Source organism: Streptomyces sp. NPDC028635 (assembly GCF_040637635.1).
Taxonomy (GTDB): Bacteria; Actinomycetota; Actinomycetes; order Streptomycetales; family Streptomycetaceae; genus Streptomyces.
In genome coordinates this window covers 1-15,248 of the sequence record NZ_JBEZWX010000030.1, presented here as the reverse complement: position 1 = coordinate 15,248, position 15,248 = coordinate 1, and the positions used below count along the sequence as shown (strand labels likewise).

The window sequence follows — 15,248 nt, the reverse complement described above, 5'->3', positions numbered from 1 at the left end:
GACCGACACAAAGCATGCGCCGGGGTTCGGCACTGTCGGTGCCGCTGCGTAGGGTTCTGATCAACCGCGAACCGTGCGGCAACAGGGGACTGCTCGAGAGGGGAATCAGCGCGTGACCGTCAACTTGACCAAAGGTCAGGCCATCAGTCTGCAGAAGAACGACGGTGGCAGCCTGACCGCGGTGCGCATGGGCCTCGGCTGGCAGGCGGCCCCCCGCCGCGGCCTGTTCGGCTCCCGCACCCGCGAGATCGACCTCGACGCCTCCGCCGTTCTCTTCGCGGACAAGCAGCCGGTCGACGTCGTCTTCTTCCGCCACCTGGTGAGCGACGACGGCTCCGTGCGTCACACCGGCGACAACCTCGTCGGCGGCGTCGGCCAGGGCGGCGACGACGAGGCCATCCTCGTCGACCTGCAGCGCGTCCCGGTCCACATCGACCAGATCGTCTTCACGGTGAACTCCTTCACCGGCCAGACGTTCCAGGAGGTGCAGAACGCGTTCTGCCGTCTCGTCGACGAGACCAACGGCCAGGAACTGGCCCGCTACACGCTCGCGGGCGGCGGCGCCTACACGGCCCAGATCATGGCGAAGGTGCACCGGGCGGGCAGCGGCTGGACGATGACGGCCCTGGGTTCCCCGGCCAACGGCCGCACCTTCCAGGACCTGATGCCGACCATCTGGCCGCTGCTCTAGACACATCAACGGGGGGCGCGGGCGGCGCGCCGCACGACACGGTGACACCGAGGGGGACTTGAGCGATGACGGCCGAGCTGGTGCGGGGGCAGAACCACCCGCTGGACCAGGTGCGCCTGGAGATCCGGGTCTCGGCCGGAGCCCCGGTCGTGGCCGTCGCGACGCTCGTCGACGAGGCCGGCCGGGTGCGGGGACCGGAGTTGGTGGTCCACCCCGGCGCTCCCAGCCTGCCGGGCCTCGAAGTACCCAGGCAGGCGGCCGCCGCCCACCGTCTCGCGGTGGACCTCGGCGCCGTGCCGGACGACGTGCACCGCGTCGACGTGCTGCTGGCCCTGCCCGCGGGCACCGGGGGTCCGGCCCGCTTCGGCGCGGTCGCCGCCCCGTTCGTCGCGGTCACCGGCCTCGACGGCGCTGAAGTCGCCACCTTCACCCTGACCGGCCTGGACGCCGAGTCCGCGGTCATCGCCCTGGAGCTGTACCGCAGACAGACCGCCTGGAAGGTCCGCGCGGTCGGCCAGGGGTACGCCGGCGGTCTCGCGGAACTCCTCGCCGACCAGGGACTGGCCGAGGCCCGCCAGGTGGCGAACGACATCAACGAGGCGGTGACACAGGGGCTCACCCGCTCCGTGCAGGCGCCGCGTCTCCCGGACGGCACGCCCACCCGTCAGCCCGCGGCCCCGACGCAGACCGGGCGCACCACCCAGGCGGACCCGGCCACCCACGGAGGTCCGGCGCCGCACGACGGTCCTGCCCCGCAGGGCACGCCCGGTCCTGCCCCGCAGGGCACGCCCGGTCCGGTACTGCCGCAGTCCGCAGGTGTCCCCCCGCGGCCCGTAGGCGTCCCCCCGCAGCTGGCCGGCGTCCCCGCGCACGCCGCCGGAGCCGCGAACGAACCGGGCGCCGTGGCGGACCGGCCGTCACCGTCGGCCACCGGCGGCCCGATCGACTACACCCACCCGGGACGGCGGCACACCGCTCCGCCCCCGCCCCCGCCGAGCGCTCCCGCACCGCAGCCGGGACAGCCCGCGCAGCCCGTCGCCGGTGACGCGACCGGCTGGACGATGGACGAGCGGCTCTACAACCAGGTGTGGGGCATGTTCGAGGACTTCGCCCGCACGGCCGCCGCCTACCGCAGCGCCGTCGACTTTGCGGAGACCCGCCAGGAGAAGGAGCTTGACCGCATCCTGTCCGACCCCCGCAGCAGGATCGGCGGCCAGGGCGACGCGGCCCGTGAGGAGGCGCGCGCACGGTACGGCGCGCTCGTCGAGCAGGCCCGGCAGGCCTTCGACCGGGACGTGGCCCAGTTGACGGCCGAGGCGGAGGTCGTGGAGCCGGCTCTGCCACCCGCGTACGCCGGCTGGGACAGCCCGGTCTGGCACGGCTACCGGGTACCGATGGAGATGCCGATGGCGCTGCGCCTGGGCGATCTGACCCTGCCCGAGAGCGACCGGCTGCGCATCCCGATGCTGGTGCGGCTGCCGCTGGAGCGCGGCCTGTGGATCGACAGCGGGCACGTCGCCTCGGAGGCCGGGGCCTTCACCGACGACCACGAGAGGCGACGGCTGGCGATGGAGACGGCGGTCGCACATGCCGCACGCCTGCTCGCCGCGCATCCGGCGGGTGAGTTCACGGTCCATGTGATCGACCCGGCCGGTGCGGCGGCACGCGCCCTGGCGCCGCTGACGGACACCGGCGTGCTCGCAGGGCCGCCGGCCGTGGGCGCCGCCGGGGTGGCGGAGGTGCTGGGCCGGCTGACGCAGCGCGTGGACCTGGTGCAGATGGCGGTGCGCGGCGGCGTCGCCGACTCGCTGCCGCCCGGCTTCGACACCGCCCAGCAGTTGCTGGTGGTCAACGACTTCCCGCACGGCTTCGACGACCGCGCGGTGACCCAGCTGCGCTACCTCGCCGACGAGGGGCCCTCCGTCGGCGTGCATCTGATGATGGTCGCCGACCGCGAGGACGCCGCCGGTTACGGTCCGTTGCTCGATCCGCTGTGGCGAGCCCTGCTGCGGCTGACGCCGGTGGCCGACGACCACCTGGCCGACCCGTGGGTCGGGCACGCCTGGACGTACGAGCCCGCGCTGGTGCCGGCCGGGAGCCAGGTGCTCCGCCAGGTGCTGGCCCAGGTGGCGGCCGAGCGCACCAAGTACGCGTAAAGCGCCTCCCATCAGGGATTTTGAACCTCTCTTTGCCAATCACTTTACCTTTCCTTGGTGATTCGGTACTGTTGATGGCACGGAGGGGAGTACTCCCTGTCGCTGCGGCGTCCCCGTCAATACGGATCACCTTGATCCCGGGGCGTCGGCCCGTCCGCGGGTGGAAGAGACCTCCGGTAGCGATGACGTCGGCTACGTGCCGTGATGACTGCCGGAGGTGCAGTGGACGTTTCGATGACCCTGTGGGTCCTGACCATCGTGGGCCTCGCCGCCCTGATCGCGGTCGATTTCTTCATCGGCCGCAAGCCGCACGACGTGTCCATCAAGGAAGCCGGAATCTGGACGGTCGTCTGGATCGCCCTCGCGGGACTGTTCGGACTCGGCCTGCTCGTCTTCGGCGGCGGACAGCCCGCCGGCGAGTTCTTCGCCGGCTTCATTACCGAGAAGTCGCTGAGCGTCGACAACCTCTTCGTCTTCGTCCTGATCATGGCGAAGTTCGCGGTGCCGTCGCAGTACCAGCAGCGGGTGCTCCTCGTCGGGGTGCTCATAGCCCTGGTCCTGCGGGCCGTCTTCATCGCCGCGGGCGCCGCGATCCTGGCCAGCTTCTCGTGGGTCTTCTACCTCTTCGGCGCCTTCCTCATCTGGACCGCCTGGAAGCTGATCCAGGAGGCCCGGGCCGACGAGGAGGACGAGGAGTACGAGGAGAACAAGCTCCTGAAGGCCGTCGAGCGCAGGTTCGGCGTCGCGGACCGCTACCACGGCACCAAGCTGTGGATCCAGCAGAACGGCAAGCGGGTCATGACCCCGATGCTCGTGGTCATGCTCGCGATCGGCACCACCGACGTGCTGTTCGCCCTGGACTCCATCCCCGCGATCTTCGGCCTGACCCAGGACCCGTACATCGTCTTCACGGCCAACGCCTTCGCGCTGATGGGCCTCCGGCAGCTGTACTTCCTCATCGGCGGCCTGCTGAGGAAGCTGGTGCACCTGAGCTACGGGCTGTCGATCATCCTCGGCTTCATCGGCGTCAAGCTGGTGCTGCACGCGCTGCACGAGTCGGGCGTCCATGTCCCGGAGATCAGCATCCCGGTCTCCCTCGGTGTCATCCTCGCCGTCCTGCTCGTCACGACGCTCACCAGTCTGCGGGCCTCGCGCAAGCAGGCGGCCGTCGAGGCGGCGGAGCAGCACAGCACCGACACCCACAGCACCGACGCCCCGAAGGACAACGTCCAGGCGTGACCACGTCGGCCGGCCGCGCCTGACAATCGCGGCCGGCGGCCCACGTGCCAGCCACCGTCGGCGGCCGGTCTGACAGCCACCGTCGGCGGGCCGCCCGACAACCACCATCGGTGGCCCGCATCCGGCCGGCGGCCGCCCCAGCCCGACGGCCGCCGCGCCTGAGCCCGACGGCCGCCACGCCCCAGCCCGACGGCCGCTGCGCCGGGGTCAGCCCCACTGCCGCGGCCGCCCCGCCCGACATACCCGCCCCCTTACGTCTCTCACCCCGTCCGTCACCGACCACCACCGAGAGGAGACGCCCTATCCCGCGCGGCAAGAACCCCCTCACCCAGCCCTCGGCACCGGAAGGCGCCGGGCCGGCGCACGGGCCGGACGATCGGAATGCGAAGGCCGCCCCCCTCTGCGACGATCGGCCCATGATCGCTCGGCTCAGGTCGCTCACCGCCCAGTGGACGTCCCTCGTGCCCGCTCTCGCGGTCGTGCTGCTGATCTTCACCTGGGGACGCGACATGCCCGGCGCGGTCGTCGCGGTGATGACGGTGGTGCTCGCAGGTTCCGTCCTGGCCGCCGTCCATCACGCCGAGGTGGTCGCCCACCGGGTCGGGGAACCCTTCGGATCCCTGGTGCTCGCCGTCGCCGTCACGATCATCGAGGTGGCGCTGATCGTCACCCTGATGGCCGACGGTGGCGACAAGTCCGCCACCCTCGCCCGGGACACGGTGTTCGCCGCCGTGATGATCACCTGCAACGGCGTCGTCGGGATCAGCCTGCTCGTCGGCTCGCTGCGCCACGGCACCGCGATCTTCAACCCGGAGGGCACCGGCGCCGCCCTCGCCACCGTGGCGACGCTGGCGACGCTCAGCCTGGTGCTGCCGACGTTCACCACGAGCAAGCCGGGACCGGAGTTCTCCCCGGCACAGCTCACCTTCGCCGCCCTGTCCTCGCTGATCCTCTACGGGCTGTTCGTGGCGACCCAGACCATGAGACACCGCGACTACTTCCTCCCGCTCACCCGGGAGGGCCAGGTCATCACCGAGGACGACCACGCGCAGGCACCCTCCGCCCGGACGGCGAAGATCAGCCTGGGCCTGCTGGCCCTGGCCCTGATCGGCGTGGTGGGCCTCGCCAAGGGGGTGTCCCCGACGATCGAGAAGGGCGTGGCCGCCGCCGGACTGCACCACGCCGTCGTCGGCGTCATCATCGCGCTGCTCGTGCTGCTGCCCGAGACCATCGCCGCGGTGCGCTCCGCGCGCCGCGACCGGGTGCAGACCAGCCTGAACCTGGCGCTCGGCTCCTCCATGGCCAGCATCGGCCTGACCATCCCCGCGGTCGCCCTGGCGTCCATCTGGCTGTCCGGGCCGCTGGTCCTCGGCCTCAACTCGCTCCACATGGTGCTGCTGGCCCTGACCGTGGTGGTCGCCTCGCTGACGGTCGTGCCGGGACGGGCCACTCCCCTTCAGGGAGGCGTGCACCTGGTGCTCTTCGCGGCGTACCTGGAGCTGGCGATCAATCCCTAGGGGCGTCCTGAGCGCCGGTGGTCAGTCCACGGCCGGGCTGACGACCGGTACCGGTACCGGGCGGGTCTCCGGCAGCAGGGCGAAACAGCCGAGGCTGATCAGCGCGATCGCGGTGAGATACGCGCCGACGCCCCACGGCACCCGCCCGCCCCGCTCCGCCAGCGCGGTCGCCACGATCGGGGTGAGCGCGCCCCCGAGGACGCCGCCGAGGTTGTAGCCGACCGCGGCGCCCGTGCAGCGCACCCGCGGCTCGTACAGCTCGGGCAGGTAGGCGGCGATGACGGCGAACATGGTGACGAATGCGATCAGGGCGCCCGCGATGCCCAGGAACATCGGCAGCGGCTCACCCGTGGCGAGCAGCGCGACCATCGGGAACATCCACAGCGCGGAGGCCGCACACCCCACCAGGCACAGCGGCCGTCGCCCGAAACGGTCACCCAGCATCGCCGCCAGCGGCGTCAGCGCGCCCTTGAGTACCACGGCCGCCATGATGCAGCCCAGCATCACCGGGCGGCTCACCCCGAGCCGCTCCGTCGCGTAGGCCAGCGACCAGGTGGTCACGGCGTAGAAGATCGCGTAACCGGCGGCGAGCGCACCGGCCGTCAGCAGCACCAGCCGCCCGTGGTGGCGCACGATCTCGGCGAGCGGCACGCGCGCGTGGTCGTCGATCTCCAGGAACCGGGGGCTCTCGGCGAGCGACGACCGCAGCCACAGCCCCGCCAGCGCCAGCACGCCCGCCACCCAGAACGGCACTCGCCATCCCCAGGCGGCGAACTGGGCCTCCGTGAGCACCGAGGCGAGGGCCAGCACCATCGCGTTCGCCAGCAGGAACCCGACCGCCGGCCCCACCTGCGGAAAGCTCGACCACAGTGCGCGGCGCGCCGCCGGGGCGTGCTCCGCGGTGAGCAGCACCGCACCGCCCCACTCGCCGCCGAGCCCGAGCCCCTGCACGAACCGCAGCACGACCAGCAGCAGCGGGGCGGCGGCACCGATCGTGCCGTACGTCGGCACACAGCCGACGCCCACCGTCGCGGCCCCCGTGAGCAGCAGGGAGGCGATCAGCACCGGCCGCCGCCCGCGCCGGTCCCCGATGTGCCCGAAGAGCACCGAGCCGAGCGGGCGGGCGACGAATCCCACGCCGAACGTCGCGAAGGCGGCCAGGGTTCCGGCCAGCGGTGAGAAGGCGGGGAAGAACAGCGGGCCGAGGACCAGGGCGGCCGCGGTCCCGTAGACGAAGAAGTCGTAGAACTCGATGGCCGTGCCCGCGAGCGAGGCGGCCGCGAGCCGTGGCATGGACGGTGTCCTCGCGCTGCGTACGTCGTGCATGCCGCGTCAACCACCCGCGCTCACCCACGGTTACGGGGCGCGCGGAGGCACTGGGGCAGGCAGCGGGCGACGGTGATGCGCCCGGCAGGGTGGGGGCAGGGCCGTCGGCGGGCCGGGGCAGCGTGATAGACCGAGGAGCGAGCAGCGGCCCCGCCGGGTCGCCGCCCCCCGACCGGACCGGAGGAACCGTGCCCCGCACCCTGGCCAGCGCGCCGATCATGATCCTGAACGGCCCCAACCTGAACCTGCTCGGGCAGCGCCAGCCGGAGATCTACGGCTCCGACACCCTCGCCGACGTCGAGGCGCTGTGTACCGAGGCGGCGGCCGCGCACGGCGGCACGGTCGACTTCCGGCAGTCCAACCACGAGGGCGAGCTGGTCGACTGGATCCACGAGGCACGGCTTAACCACTGCGGGATCGTCATCAACCCGGCCGCCTACTCCCACACCTCGGTGGCGATCCTGGACGCCCTCAACACCTGCGACGGCCTGCCGGTGATCGAGGTGCACATCTCCAACGTCCACCAGCGCGAGTCCTTCCGGCACCACTCCTACGTCTCGCTGCGTGCCGACGGCGTCATCGCCGGGTGCGGTGTGCAGGGCTACGTCTTCGGTGTGGAGCGCGTCGCCGCTCTGGTGGGGGCCGCTCAGGCCGACGCGTAAGCCCCGCCGGCCATGGACGCGTAAGCCCCGCCGGCCATAGGGGGCGTCCCTTACCGAGCGGCTCGAACACGCCGAACACTCCGGAGGCTCCGGACGCCCCTGCCGTCCGTCGGCGTCCGGCGGGCCCGGCCGCTCACAGCCGCCCCGCCTCCACGATCCGCCGCAGGAAGCGCCGTGTGCGCTCCTGCCGCGGGTCGCCGAAGACCTCCTGCGCGGTACCGCGTTCCAGGACGACCCCGCCGTCCAGGAAGCACACCTGGTCGGCGACGTCGCGCGCGAACCCCATCTCGTGGGTGGCGAGGACCATGGTCATGCCGTCCTCCTTCAGCCCGCGCACCACGTCGAGCACCTCGCCGACCAGTTCGGGGTCGAGTGCCGCGGTGATCTCGTCGAGCAGCAGCAGCCGGGGACGTACGGCCAGGGCGCGCACGATGGCCACGCGCTGCTGCTGGCCGCCGCTCAGCCGGTCCGGGTAGGCACCCGCCTTGTCACCGAGCCCGAGGCGCTCGAGCAGCTCACGCGCGTGTGCCTCGGCGTCGGCGCGGGAGACGCCGTGGACGCGGCGCGGCGCGAGGGTGATGTTGTCCAGCACGGTCATGTGCGGGAAGAGGTTGTACGCCTGGAAGACCACGCCGATCCGGCGCCGCACCGCGTCCTGGTCCGCCCGAGGGTCGGTGATCTCCTCGCCGTCCAGCCAGATCGCGCCGTCGTCGATGTCCTCCAGCAGGTTGGCGCAGCGCAGCAGTGTCGACTTTCCGGAGCCGGAGGCGCCGATCAGCGCGGTCACCGTGTGCGGGGCGACCTCGAGGTCGACGTCCCGCAGGACCACCGAGCCGCCGAAGGTCTTGCGGACGGCCTCCATGCGCAGCACGGGCGCGTCACTCACAGGGAACCTCCTTGGGCCCGCTGCCGGTCCATGCGGGCCGTCACCCAGTCCGTGAGCCGGGTCATCGGGATGGTCAGCGCCACGAAGACCAGCCCCGCGACGATGTACGGCGTGTAGTTGAGGCTGCGGCCGACGATGATGTCCGCCGCCCGTACGGCGTCCACGGCACCGCCGATCGACACGAGACCGGTGTCCTTCTGCAGGGACACCAGGTCGTTCAGCAGCGGCGGCACCTGGCGGCGCACGGCCTGCGGCAGCACGACGTGGCGCAGCGCCTGACGGTTGGTCAGGCCGAGTGAGCGGGCGGCCGCGCGCTGCGAGGGGTGGATCGACTCGATGCCGGCCCGGAACACCTCGGCGACATACGCGGAGTACGTCAGCGTCAGCGCCGTACCGCCCAGCAGGACCGGATCGACGGTGACGCCCTGCAGACGCAGGGCGGGCACGCCCAGGACCACGATCATCAGGTTGATGATGAGCGGCAGTCCGCGGAAGAAGTCCGTGTAGGCCGCCGCGAGCGCCCGCAGCGGGAAGAACACCGGGCCGCGCAGTGTGCGGGCGATGGCGATCAGCATGCCGAGGATCAGCACCGCCACCCCGCAGATCAGCAGCAGGCGCACGTTCAGCCACAGTCCGTCGAGCACCTTGGGCAGCGCCTCACGCGCGTACCGCGCGCTGAAGAACGTCTCCTTGGTGCGCGGCCAGCCCGGCGCGTTGACGACGACCAGATAGAGCAGGACGCCCGTGACGAGCGTGGAGAGTGCGGCGACGGCGGTGGCGCGCCGGGCGCGGGCGCGCCGGAAACGCTCCCGCTCCAGCCGGCGCCGCGACGGGGTGTACCCGTCGCCGGGCATGTCGCCGTCGCAGTCCTTGCCGGAGTCCTCTCCCGACTCCTCCTTCATGACGGTCATCGCGGCTCCGTCACTTCAGCACCGGCGCGTCGACGGCGTCGGAGAGCCACTGCTGCTCCAGCTTCGCCAGCGTGCCGTCCTTGCGCAGGGCGTCCACCGCGGTGGTCACGCACGGGGTGAGGGCGCTGCCCTTGTCGAGGACGAGCCCGAACTGCTCCGGCGCGGCGCCCTGGTTCTCGAACTGGCCGACGATCTTCGCGTCCGTCACCTCGGCGGAGGTGATGTAGAAGGCGGTGGGCAGGTCGACGACGATGGCGTCCACCTGACCGTTCTTCAGCGCGGACTTGGCCTGGTCGTTCTTGGCGTACGCGGCGGCGGGCCGGGAGGGGCGCACGACGTCGTCGATGTAGTCGAGGCTGGTCGTGCCGACCTGGGCGCCCAGCTTCAGGTTCTTCAGGTCGGCGATGCTCTTCGCTTTCGCGGCCTTGCTGTCCTTGAGCGCGATGACCGCCTGGCGGACGTCGTAGTAGCCGGACGAGAAGTCCACCGCCTTCTTGCGCTCGTCGCTGATGGAGACCTGGTTGACATCGAAGTCGAAGGTCTTCTCACCGGGCGCGAACGCCTTGTTGAACGGCACGCTCTGCCACACCACGGCGTCCGTGCCGTAGCCGAGCCGCTGGGCCACCGCGTAGGCGACCGCCGACTCGAAGCCCTTGCCGTTCGCGGGCTTGCCGTCCTTGAACCACGGCTCGTAGGCGGGCTCGTCGGTGGCGACGGTGATCTTGCCCGACGTCTTGGTGGCCAACTTCCCCGGGGTGCAGGAGGATCCGCCGGCCGAACCCGACGGCTTGGCCGTGGCGTCCCCTTCCGGCTGCGGCGCGCAGCCGACGGCGGTGGCGAGGAGGGCTACGGAGGCGGCGGTGACGGCGCCGCGCAGGGCGCGGAGGGCAGGGTGCATGGCGGGAGAGTGGCAGCGATCATCGCGTTTGTCGAGGTCACGTCGACGTCTGTCCGCATGCTGGGAACGGGTGTTGCAGTCGCGTGAACGGCCTCGTGGGCCCGGCGTTCACGTAGGGCGCACGGACCTCCGCGCGCCCCTCGGTGTCCGTCACCAGCCCCGCGCGCGCCACTCCGGCAGATGCGGCCGCTCCGCGCCCAGCGTGGTGTCGTTGCCGTGGCCCGGGTAGACCCAGGTCTCGTCGGGCAGGACGGCGAAGATCTTGGTCTCGGCGTCGTGGATCAGGCTCGCGAACGCCTTCGGGTCCTTGCGGGTGTTGCCCACACCGCCGGGGAAGAGGCAGTCGCCGGTGAAGACGTGCGGATGCCCGTGCGGGTCGTCGTAGACGAGCGCGATCGAGCCCGGCGTGTGTCCGACGAGGTGGCGGGCGGTCAGCTCGACCTGCCCGACACGGATGGTGTCGCCGTCGTCCACCAGGACGTCGGTGGGCACCGGGATGCCCTCCGCGTCGTCGCGGCCCGCATGGGTGCGCGCGCCGGTGGCCGCCACGACCTGCGCGAGGGCCTGCCAGTGGTCGCCGTGCTGATGGGTGGTGACGACGGACGCGATGCCGTCGTCACCGATCATGCCGAGCAACGTGTGCGCGTCGGCGGCCGCGTCGATCAGGAGCTGTTCGTCCGTGGCCCGGCAGCGCAGCAGATAGGCGTTGTTGTCCATGGGGCCGACCGCGATCTTGGTGATCATCAGGTCTTTCAGCTCGTGCACGTCCGCCGGGCCGCCGACCGTCACCTGTCCGCTGTACGTCATGACCGTCAGCCTATCGCCGGGACGCCGCCGGAGAACCCGGAGCCGCTCGGAGCCGCTCCTACAGAGGCGGCAGGGACGGCAGCGTGCCGCCGTCCACGTCGAGCGCGGCCCCGTCGCGCCGCCCGGCCAGCCACCCCAGCAGCTCGGCCGGCTTGCCGGAGACGGTGACCTCGGTGTCCGCCCCCTTGGCGCCCGCGGCGGCCTGCCCGCTGTCCCGTCCGGTGCGCCACACGCGTGTGCCGTCCGTGACGAGGGTCGCCGGCACCTCGGGATGTCCGCGGAACCGGGCCGCGAGGAAGTCGATCTCCCGCTCGGTGAAGTCGGCCGGCAGGTCCTCCAGCTCGTAGCCGATCCCGAGGTCCACGTGGTGCAGCTCCACCTCGGCCCAGCGCCGGAACGGCACCCGGGCGGCGGCGTCCGTCACGCCGTTGCGCAGCTCGACGGTCCGCGACCAGTCCTGGGGCGCCGTACCGGCAGCCTGGAACCGCGCGGCGCTCTCCCGCAGATCGGTGAGCTGGGCGTCCAGCGTGCGCGGGGCGTCCCGCTCGATGTCGGCGTCCCGGGCGTCGCCGGAGACGTACATGGGCCGGCCTTCGAGGACGTTCACGAGGGCGGCGGCGTTGCGGGCGATGTGAGCGAGGACATGTCCGCGGCTCCAGCCGGGCAACCGTGACGGTTCGGCCACCGATGCGTTGTCCAGTTCGGCGACTGCGCTGAGCAGCCGGTCGGTGGCGTCACGTACAGACGCCAGGTCATGCGCGTGATCAATCATGGTGCTGACATTAGTCGCGCCACACGTTCGGGTGAAGCGCCCGCAGTAGTGCCGTAAATCGAATGCACGTGCTATATGGTCGGTCGTGGCGTCGGGCATGCTGGAGAGCCGGGGTTTGTTGTCACCTCATGAATCCGACCGGCGTTGTCAGTGGCTCCCCCTAGTCTGGAGAAGACGGGGGCCCCGCCCCTGTCATCTCTCTCAAGAAAGGTGCGGACCGGCGTGGCCGACCGTCTCATCGTCCGTGGCGCGCGCGAGCACAACCTGAAGAACGTCTCGCTCGACCTGCCCAGGGACTCGCTCATCGTCTTCACGGGGCTTTCCGGGTCGGGCAAGTCCTCCCTGGCCTTCGACACGATCTTCGCCGAGGGCCAGCGGCGCTATGTGGAGTCGCTCTCCTCGTACGCCCGCCAGTTCCTCGGGCAGATGGACAAGCCGGACGTCGACTTCATCGAGGGCCTGTCCCCGGCCGTCTCCATCGACCAGAAGTCGACCTCGCGCAACCCGCGCTCCACGGTCGGCACCATCACCGAGGTCTACGACTACCTGCGTCTGCTGTTCGCGCGCATCGGCAAGCCGCACTGTCCCGAGTGCGGCCGCCCCATCACGCGCCAGTCGCCGCAGGCCATCGTCGACCGGGTCCTGGAGCTGCCGGAGGGGAGCCGCTTCCAGGTGCTCTCGCCGCTGGTGCGCGAGCGCAAGGGCGAGTTCGTCGACCTCTTCGCCGACCTCCAGGCCAAGGGCTACTCCCGCGCGCGCGTGGACGGGGAGACGGTCCAGCTCTCCAGCCCGCCCACGCTGAAGAAGCAGGAGAAGCACACCATCGAGGTGGTCGTCGACCGCCTCACGGTGAAGGACTCCGCCAAGCGCCGCCTCACCGACTCCGTGGAGACCGCCCTCGGACTGTCCGGAGGCATGGTCGTGCTCGACTTCGTCGACCTCGCCGAGGACGACCCCGAGCGCGAGCGGATGTTCTCCGAGCACCTGTACTGCCCGTACGACGACCTGTCCTTCGAGGAGCTGGAGCCGCGTTCCTTCTCCTTCAACTCGCCCTTCGGCGCCTGCCCCGAGTGCACCGGCATCGGCACGCGCATGGAGGTCGACCCGGAGCTGATCGTCCCGGACCCCGACAAGACCCTCGACGAGGGCGCCATCCACCCCTGGTCGCACGGTCACACCAAGGACTACTTCGACCGTCTGATCGGCGCGCTCGCCGACGCCCTCGGCTTCCGCACCGACATTCCCTTCGCGGGCCTGCCGCAGCGCGCGAAGAAGGCCCTCCTCCACGGCCACAAGACGCAGATCGAGGTCCGCTACCGCAACCGCTACGGGCGCGAGCGGGTGTACACGACGCCCTTCGAGGGCGCGGTGCCCTTCGTCAAGCGCCGGCACAGCGAGTCGGAGTCCGACGCGAGCCGTGAGCGCTTCGAGGGCTACATGCGCGAGGTGCCCTGCCCCTCCTGTCAGGGCACGCGTCTGAAGCCGGTCGTCCTCGCCGTCACGATCATGGAGAAGTCGATCGCCGAGGTCTCGGCGATGTCGATCAGCGACTGCGCCGACTTCCTCGGCCGGCTCAAGCTGACCGCCCGCGACAAGAAGATCGCCGAGCGGGTCCTGAAGGAGGTCAACGAGCGGCTGCGGTTCCTCGTCGACGTCGGCCTGGACTACCTCTCGCTGAACCGCGCGGCCGGCACGCTCTCCGGCGGCGAGGCCCAGCGCATCCGGCTGGCGACCCAGATCGGCTCCGGCCTCGTCGGCGTCCTGTACGTCCTCGACGAGCCGTCCATCGGTCTGCACCAGCGCGACAACCACCGGCTGATCGAGACCCTGGTCCGGCTGCGCGACATGGGCAACACGCTCATCGTCGTCGAGCACGACGAGGACACCATCAAGGTCGCCGACTGGATCGTCGACATCGGCCCCGGCGCCGGCGAGCACGGCGGCAAGGTCGTGCACAGCGGCTCCCTGAAGGAGCTGCTCGCCAACAAGGAGTCGCAGACCGGTCAGTACCTGTCCGGCCGCAAGGCGATCCCGCTGCCCGACGTGCGCCGCCCCCGCGACCCGTCTCGGCAGCTCACCGTGCACGGCGCCCGGGAGAACAACCTCCAGGACATCGACGTGTCCTTCCCGCTGGGCCTGTTCACGGCGGTCACCGGCGTGTCCGGTTCCGGCAAGTCGACCCTGGTCAACGACATCCTGTACACGCACCTGGCGCGCGAGCTGAACGGCGCGCGGGGCGTCCCCGGGCGGCACACGCGCGTCGAGGGCGACGACCTCGTCGACAAGGTCGTGCACGTGGATCAGTCGCCGATCGGCCGCACCCCGCGCTCGAACCCGGCGACATACACCGGCGTCTTCGACCACATCCGCAAGCTGTTCGCCGAGACCACCGAGGCGAAGGTGCGCGGCTACATGCCGGGCCGCTTCTCCTTCAACGTCAAGGGCGGCCGCTGCGAGAACTGCGCGGGCGACGGCACCATCAAGATCGAGATGAACTTCCTCCCGGACGTCTACGTCCCGTGCGAGGTCTGCCACGGCGCCCGGTACAACCGGGAGACCCTGGAAGTCCACTACAAGGGCAAGTCCATCGCCGAGGTCCTGAACATGCCGATCGAGGAAGCCATGAACTTCTTCGAGGCCGTTCCGGCGATCAACCGCCACCTGAAGACGCTGAACGACGTCGGTCTCGGCTACGTCCGCCTCGGCCAGTCCGCGACCACCCTGTCCGGTGGTGAGGCGCAGCGCGTCAAGCTCGCCAGCGAGCTGCAGAAGCGCTCCACCGGCCGCACGGTCTACGTCCTGGACGAGCCGACCACCGGTCTGCACTTCGAGGACATCAGCAAGCTCCTGAAGGTGCTCTCCGGCCTGGTCGAGAAGGGCAACACGGTCATCGTCATCGAGCACAACCTCGATGTGATCAAGACCGCCGACTGGCTCGTCGACATGGGCCCGGAGGGCGGCGCCGGCGGCGGCCTGGTGGTCGCCGAGGGCACGCCCGAGGAGGTCGCGGCGGTTCCGGCCAGCCACACCGGCAAGTTCCTGCGGGAGATCCTCGGCGCGGACCGGATCAGCGACGCCACCGTGCCCGCGGCCCGCCGGAAGGCACCCGCCAAGACCGTGGCGGCGGCAGCGGGGACCCGAAAGACCGCCACCAAGGCGGTCGACGGCACGGCTGCCAAGAAGACGGCCACGGCCAGCAAGACGGCCACGGCCAAGAAGGCGGCCGCGGCGAAGACGACGCGGGCGCGCAAGGCCTGACCCGCGCCACCGGCGGGCGGTGCCTCCTCGGAGCCGGGTCGTGGTCGACGAGGTGGACGGTGACACCGCGCTGGGCGAGGGCGAGGGCGGCGGAGGTGCCGATCAGACCCGTGCCGATGACGAGT

The 15,248-nt window shown here is 71.2% G+C and carries 12 protein-coding genes and 1 pseudogene; 6 read left to right on the top strand and 7 right to left on the bottom strand.

The features are described 5' to 3' along the window. Positions 1-112 precede the first annotated feature (112 nt). The 4 genes from AB0E88_RS26465 to AB0E88_RS26450 all read left to right on the top strand — a co-directional run bounded on the left by AB0E88_RS26465 (position 113) and on the right by AB0E88_RS26450 (position 5,603). The gene (locus AB0E88_RS26465) at positions 113-691 is read left to right on the top strand and encodes a TerD family protein (RefSeq protein WP_361635194.1); all 579 of its coding nucleotides are present in this window, start codon (positions 113-115) and stop codon (positions 689-691) included. A 65-nt stretch (positions 692-756) separates the two neighbouring features. Then, complete coding sequence (locus tag AB0E88_RS26460; protein WP_361635191.1) at positions 757-2,847, top strand: TerD family protein; 2,091 nt, start codon at positions 757-759, stop codon at positions 2,845-2,847. Between the two features lie 222 nt (positions 2,848-3,069). Continuing rightward, positions 3,070-4,086 carry a TerC family protein gene (locus AB0E88_RS26455; RefSeq protein WP_361635188.1) on the top strand — a complete coding sequence of 339 codons (1,017 nt, stop codon included), beginning with the start codon at positions 3,070-3,072 and terminating at the stop codon, positions 4,084-4,086. 416 nt (positions 4,087-4,502) lie between these two features. Beyond that, positions 4,503-5,603 carry an ionic transporter y4hA gene (locus tag AB0E88_RS26450; protein ID WP_361635185.1) on the top strand — a complete coding sequence of 367 codons (1,101 nt, stop codon included), beginning with the start codon at positions 4,503-4,505 and terminating at the stop codon, positions 5,601-5,603. A gap of 21 nt (positions 5,604-5,624) precedes the next feature. On the opposite strand, the gene AB0E88_RS26445 is transcribed toward AB0E88_RS26450, so the two are convergent. After that, the gene (locus AB0E88_RS26445) at positions 5,625-6,896 is read right to left on the bottom strand and encodes an MFS transporter (RefSeq protein WP_361635182.1); all 1,272 of its coding nucleotides are present in this window, start codon (positions 6,894-6,896) and stop codon (positions 5,625-5,627) included. Positions 6,897-7,117: 221 nt separating this feature from the next. On the opposite strand from AB0E88_RS26445, the gene aroQ reads away from it, so the two are divergent. Beyond that, a complete protein-coding gene (gene aroQ, locus AB0E88_RS26440; RefSeq protein ID WP_361635179.1) occupies positions 7,118-7,591 on the top strand; it encodes a type II 3-dehydroquinate dehydratase in 474 nt (157 codons plus the stop codon). Between the two features lie 133 nt (positions 7,592-7,724). Here aroQ and AB0E88_RS26435 read toward each other — a convergent pair whose 3' ends face one another. The 5 genes from AB0E88_RS26435 to AB0E88_RS26415 all read right to left on the bottom strand — a co-directional run bounded on the left by AB0E88_RS26435 (position 7,725) and on the right by AB0E88_RS26415 (position 11,865). Beyond that, positions 7,725-8,453: an amino acid ABC transporter ATP-binding protein gene (locus AB0E88_RS26435; RefSeq protein WP_361635341.1), complete on the bottom strand. Its 729-nt coding sequence runs from the start codon at positions 8,451-8,453 to the stop codon at positions 7,725-7,727. A gap of 20 nt (positions 8,454-8,473) precedes the next feature. Next, on the bottom strand, positions 8,474-9,388 hold the full coding sequence (locus AB0E88_RS26430; RefSeq protein WP_361635177.1) for an amino acid ABC transporter permease: 915 nt from the start codon (positions 9,386-9,388) through the stop codon (positions 8,474-8,476). A gap of 10 nt (positions 9,389-9,398) precedes the next feature. Continuing rightward, positions 9,399-10,286 (bottom strand): ABC transporter substrate-binding protein, encoded by an 888-nt coding sequence (locus AB0E88_RS26425; protein ID WP_361635174.1) that lies wholly within the window; start codon positions 10,284-10,286, stop codon positions 9,399-9,401. 150 nt (positions 10,287-10,436) lie between these two features. After that, positions 10,437-11,093 (bottom strand): MBL fold metallo-hydrolase, encoded by a 657-nt coding sequence (locus tag AB0E88_RS26420; RefSeq protein WP_361635171.1) that lies wholly within the window; start codon positions 11,091-11,093, stop codon positions 10,437-10,439. A 58-nt stretch (positions 11,094-11,151) separates the two neighbouring features. Then, positions 11,152-11,865, bottom strand: a complete 714-nt coding sequence (locus AB0E88_RS26415) for a maleylpyruvate isomerase family mycothiol-dependent enzyme (protein WP_361635168.1) — start codon at positions 11,863-11,865, stop codon at positions 11,152-11,154. Positions 11,866-12,087: 222 nt separating this feature from the next. On the opposite strand from AB0E88_RS26415, the gene uvrA reads away from it, so the two are divergent. Further along, on the top strand, positions 12,088-15,123 hold the full coding sequence (uvrA, locus tag AB0E88_RS26410) for an excinuclease ABC subunit UvrA (protein ID WP_361635165.1): 3,036 nt from the start codon (positions 12,088-12,090) through the stop codon (positions 15,121-15,123). A 34-nt stretch (positions 15,124-15,157) separates the two neighbouring features. On the opposite strand, the pseudogene AB0E88_RS26405 reads toward uvrA, so the two are convergent. Beyond that, a pseudogene (locus AB0E88_RS26405) lies at positions 15,158-15,248 on the bottom strand (NAD(P)-binding protein); the annotation flags it as partial.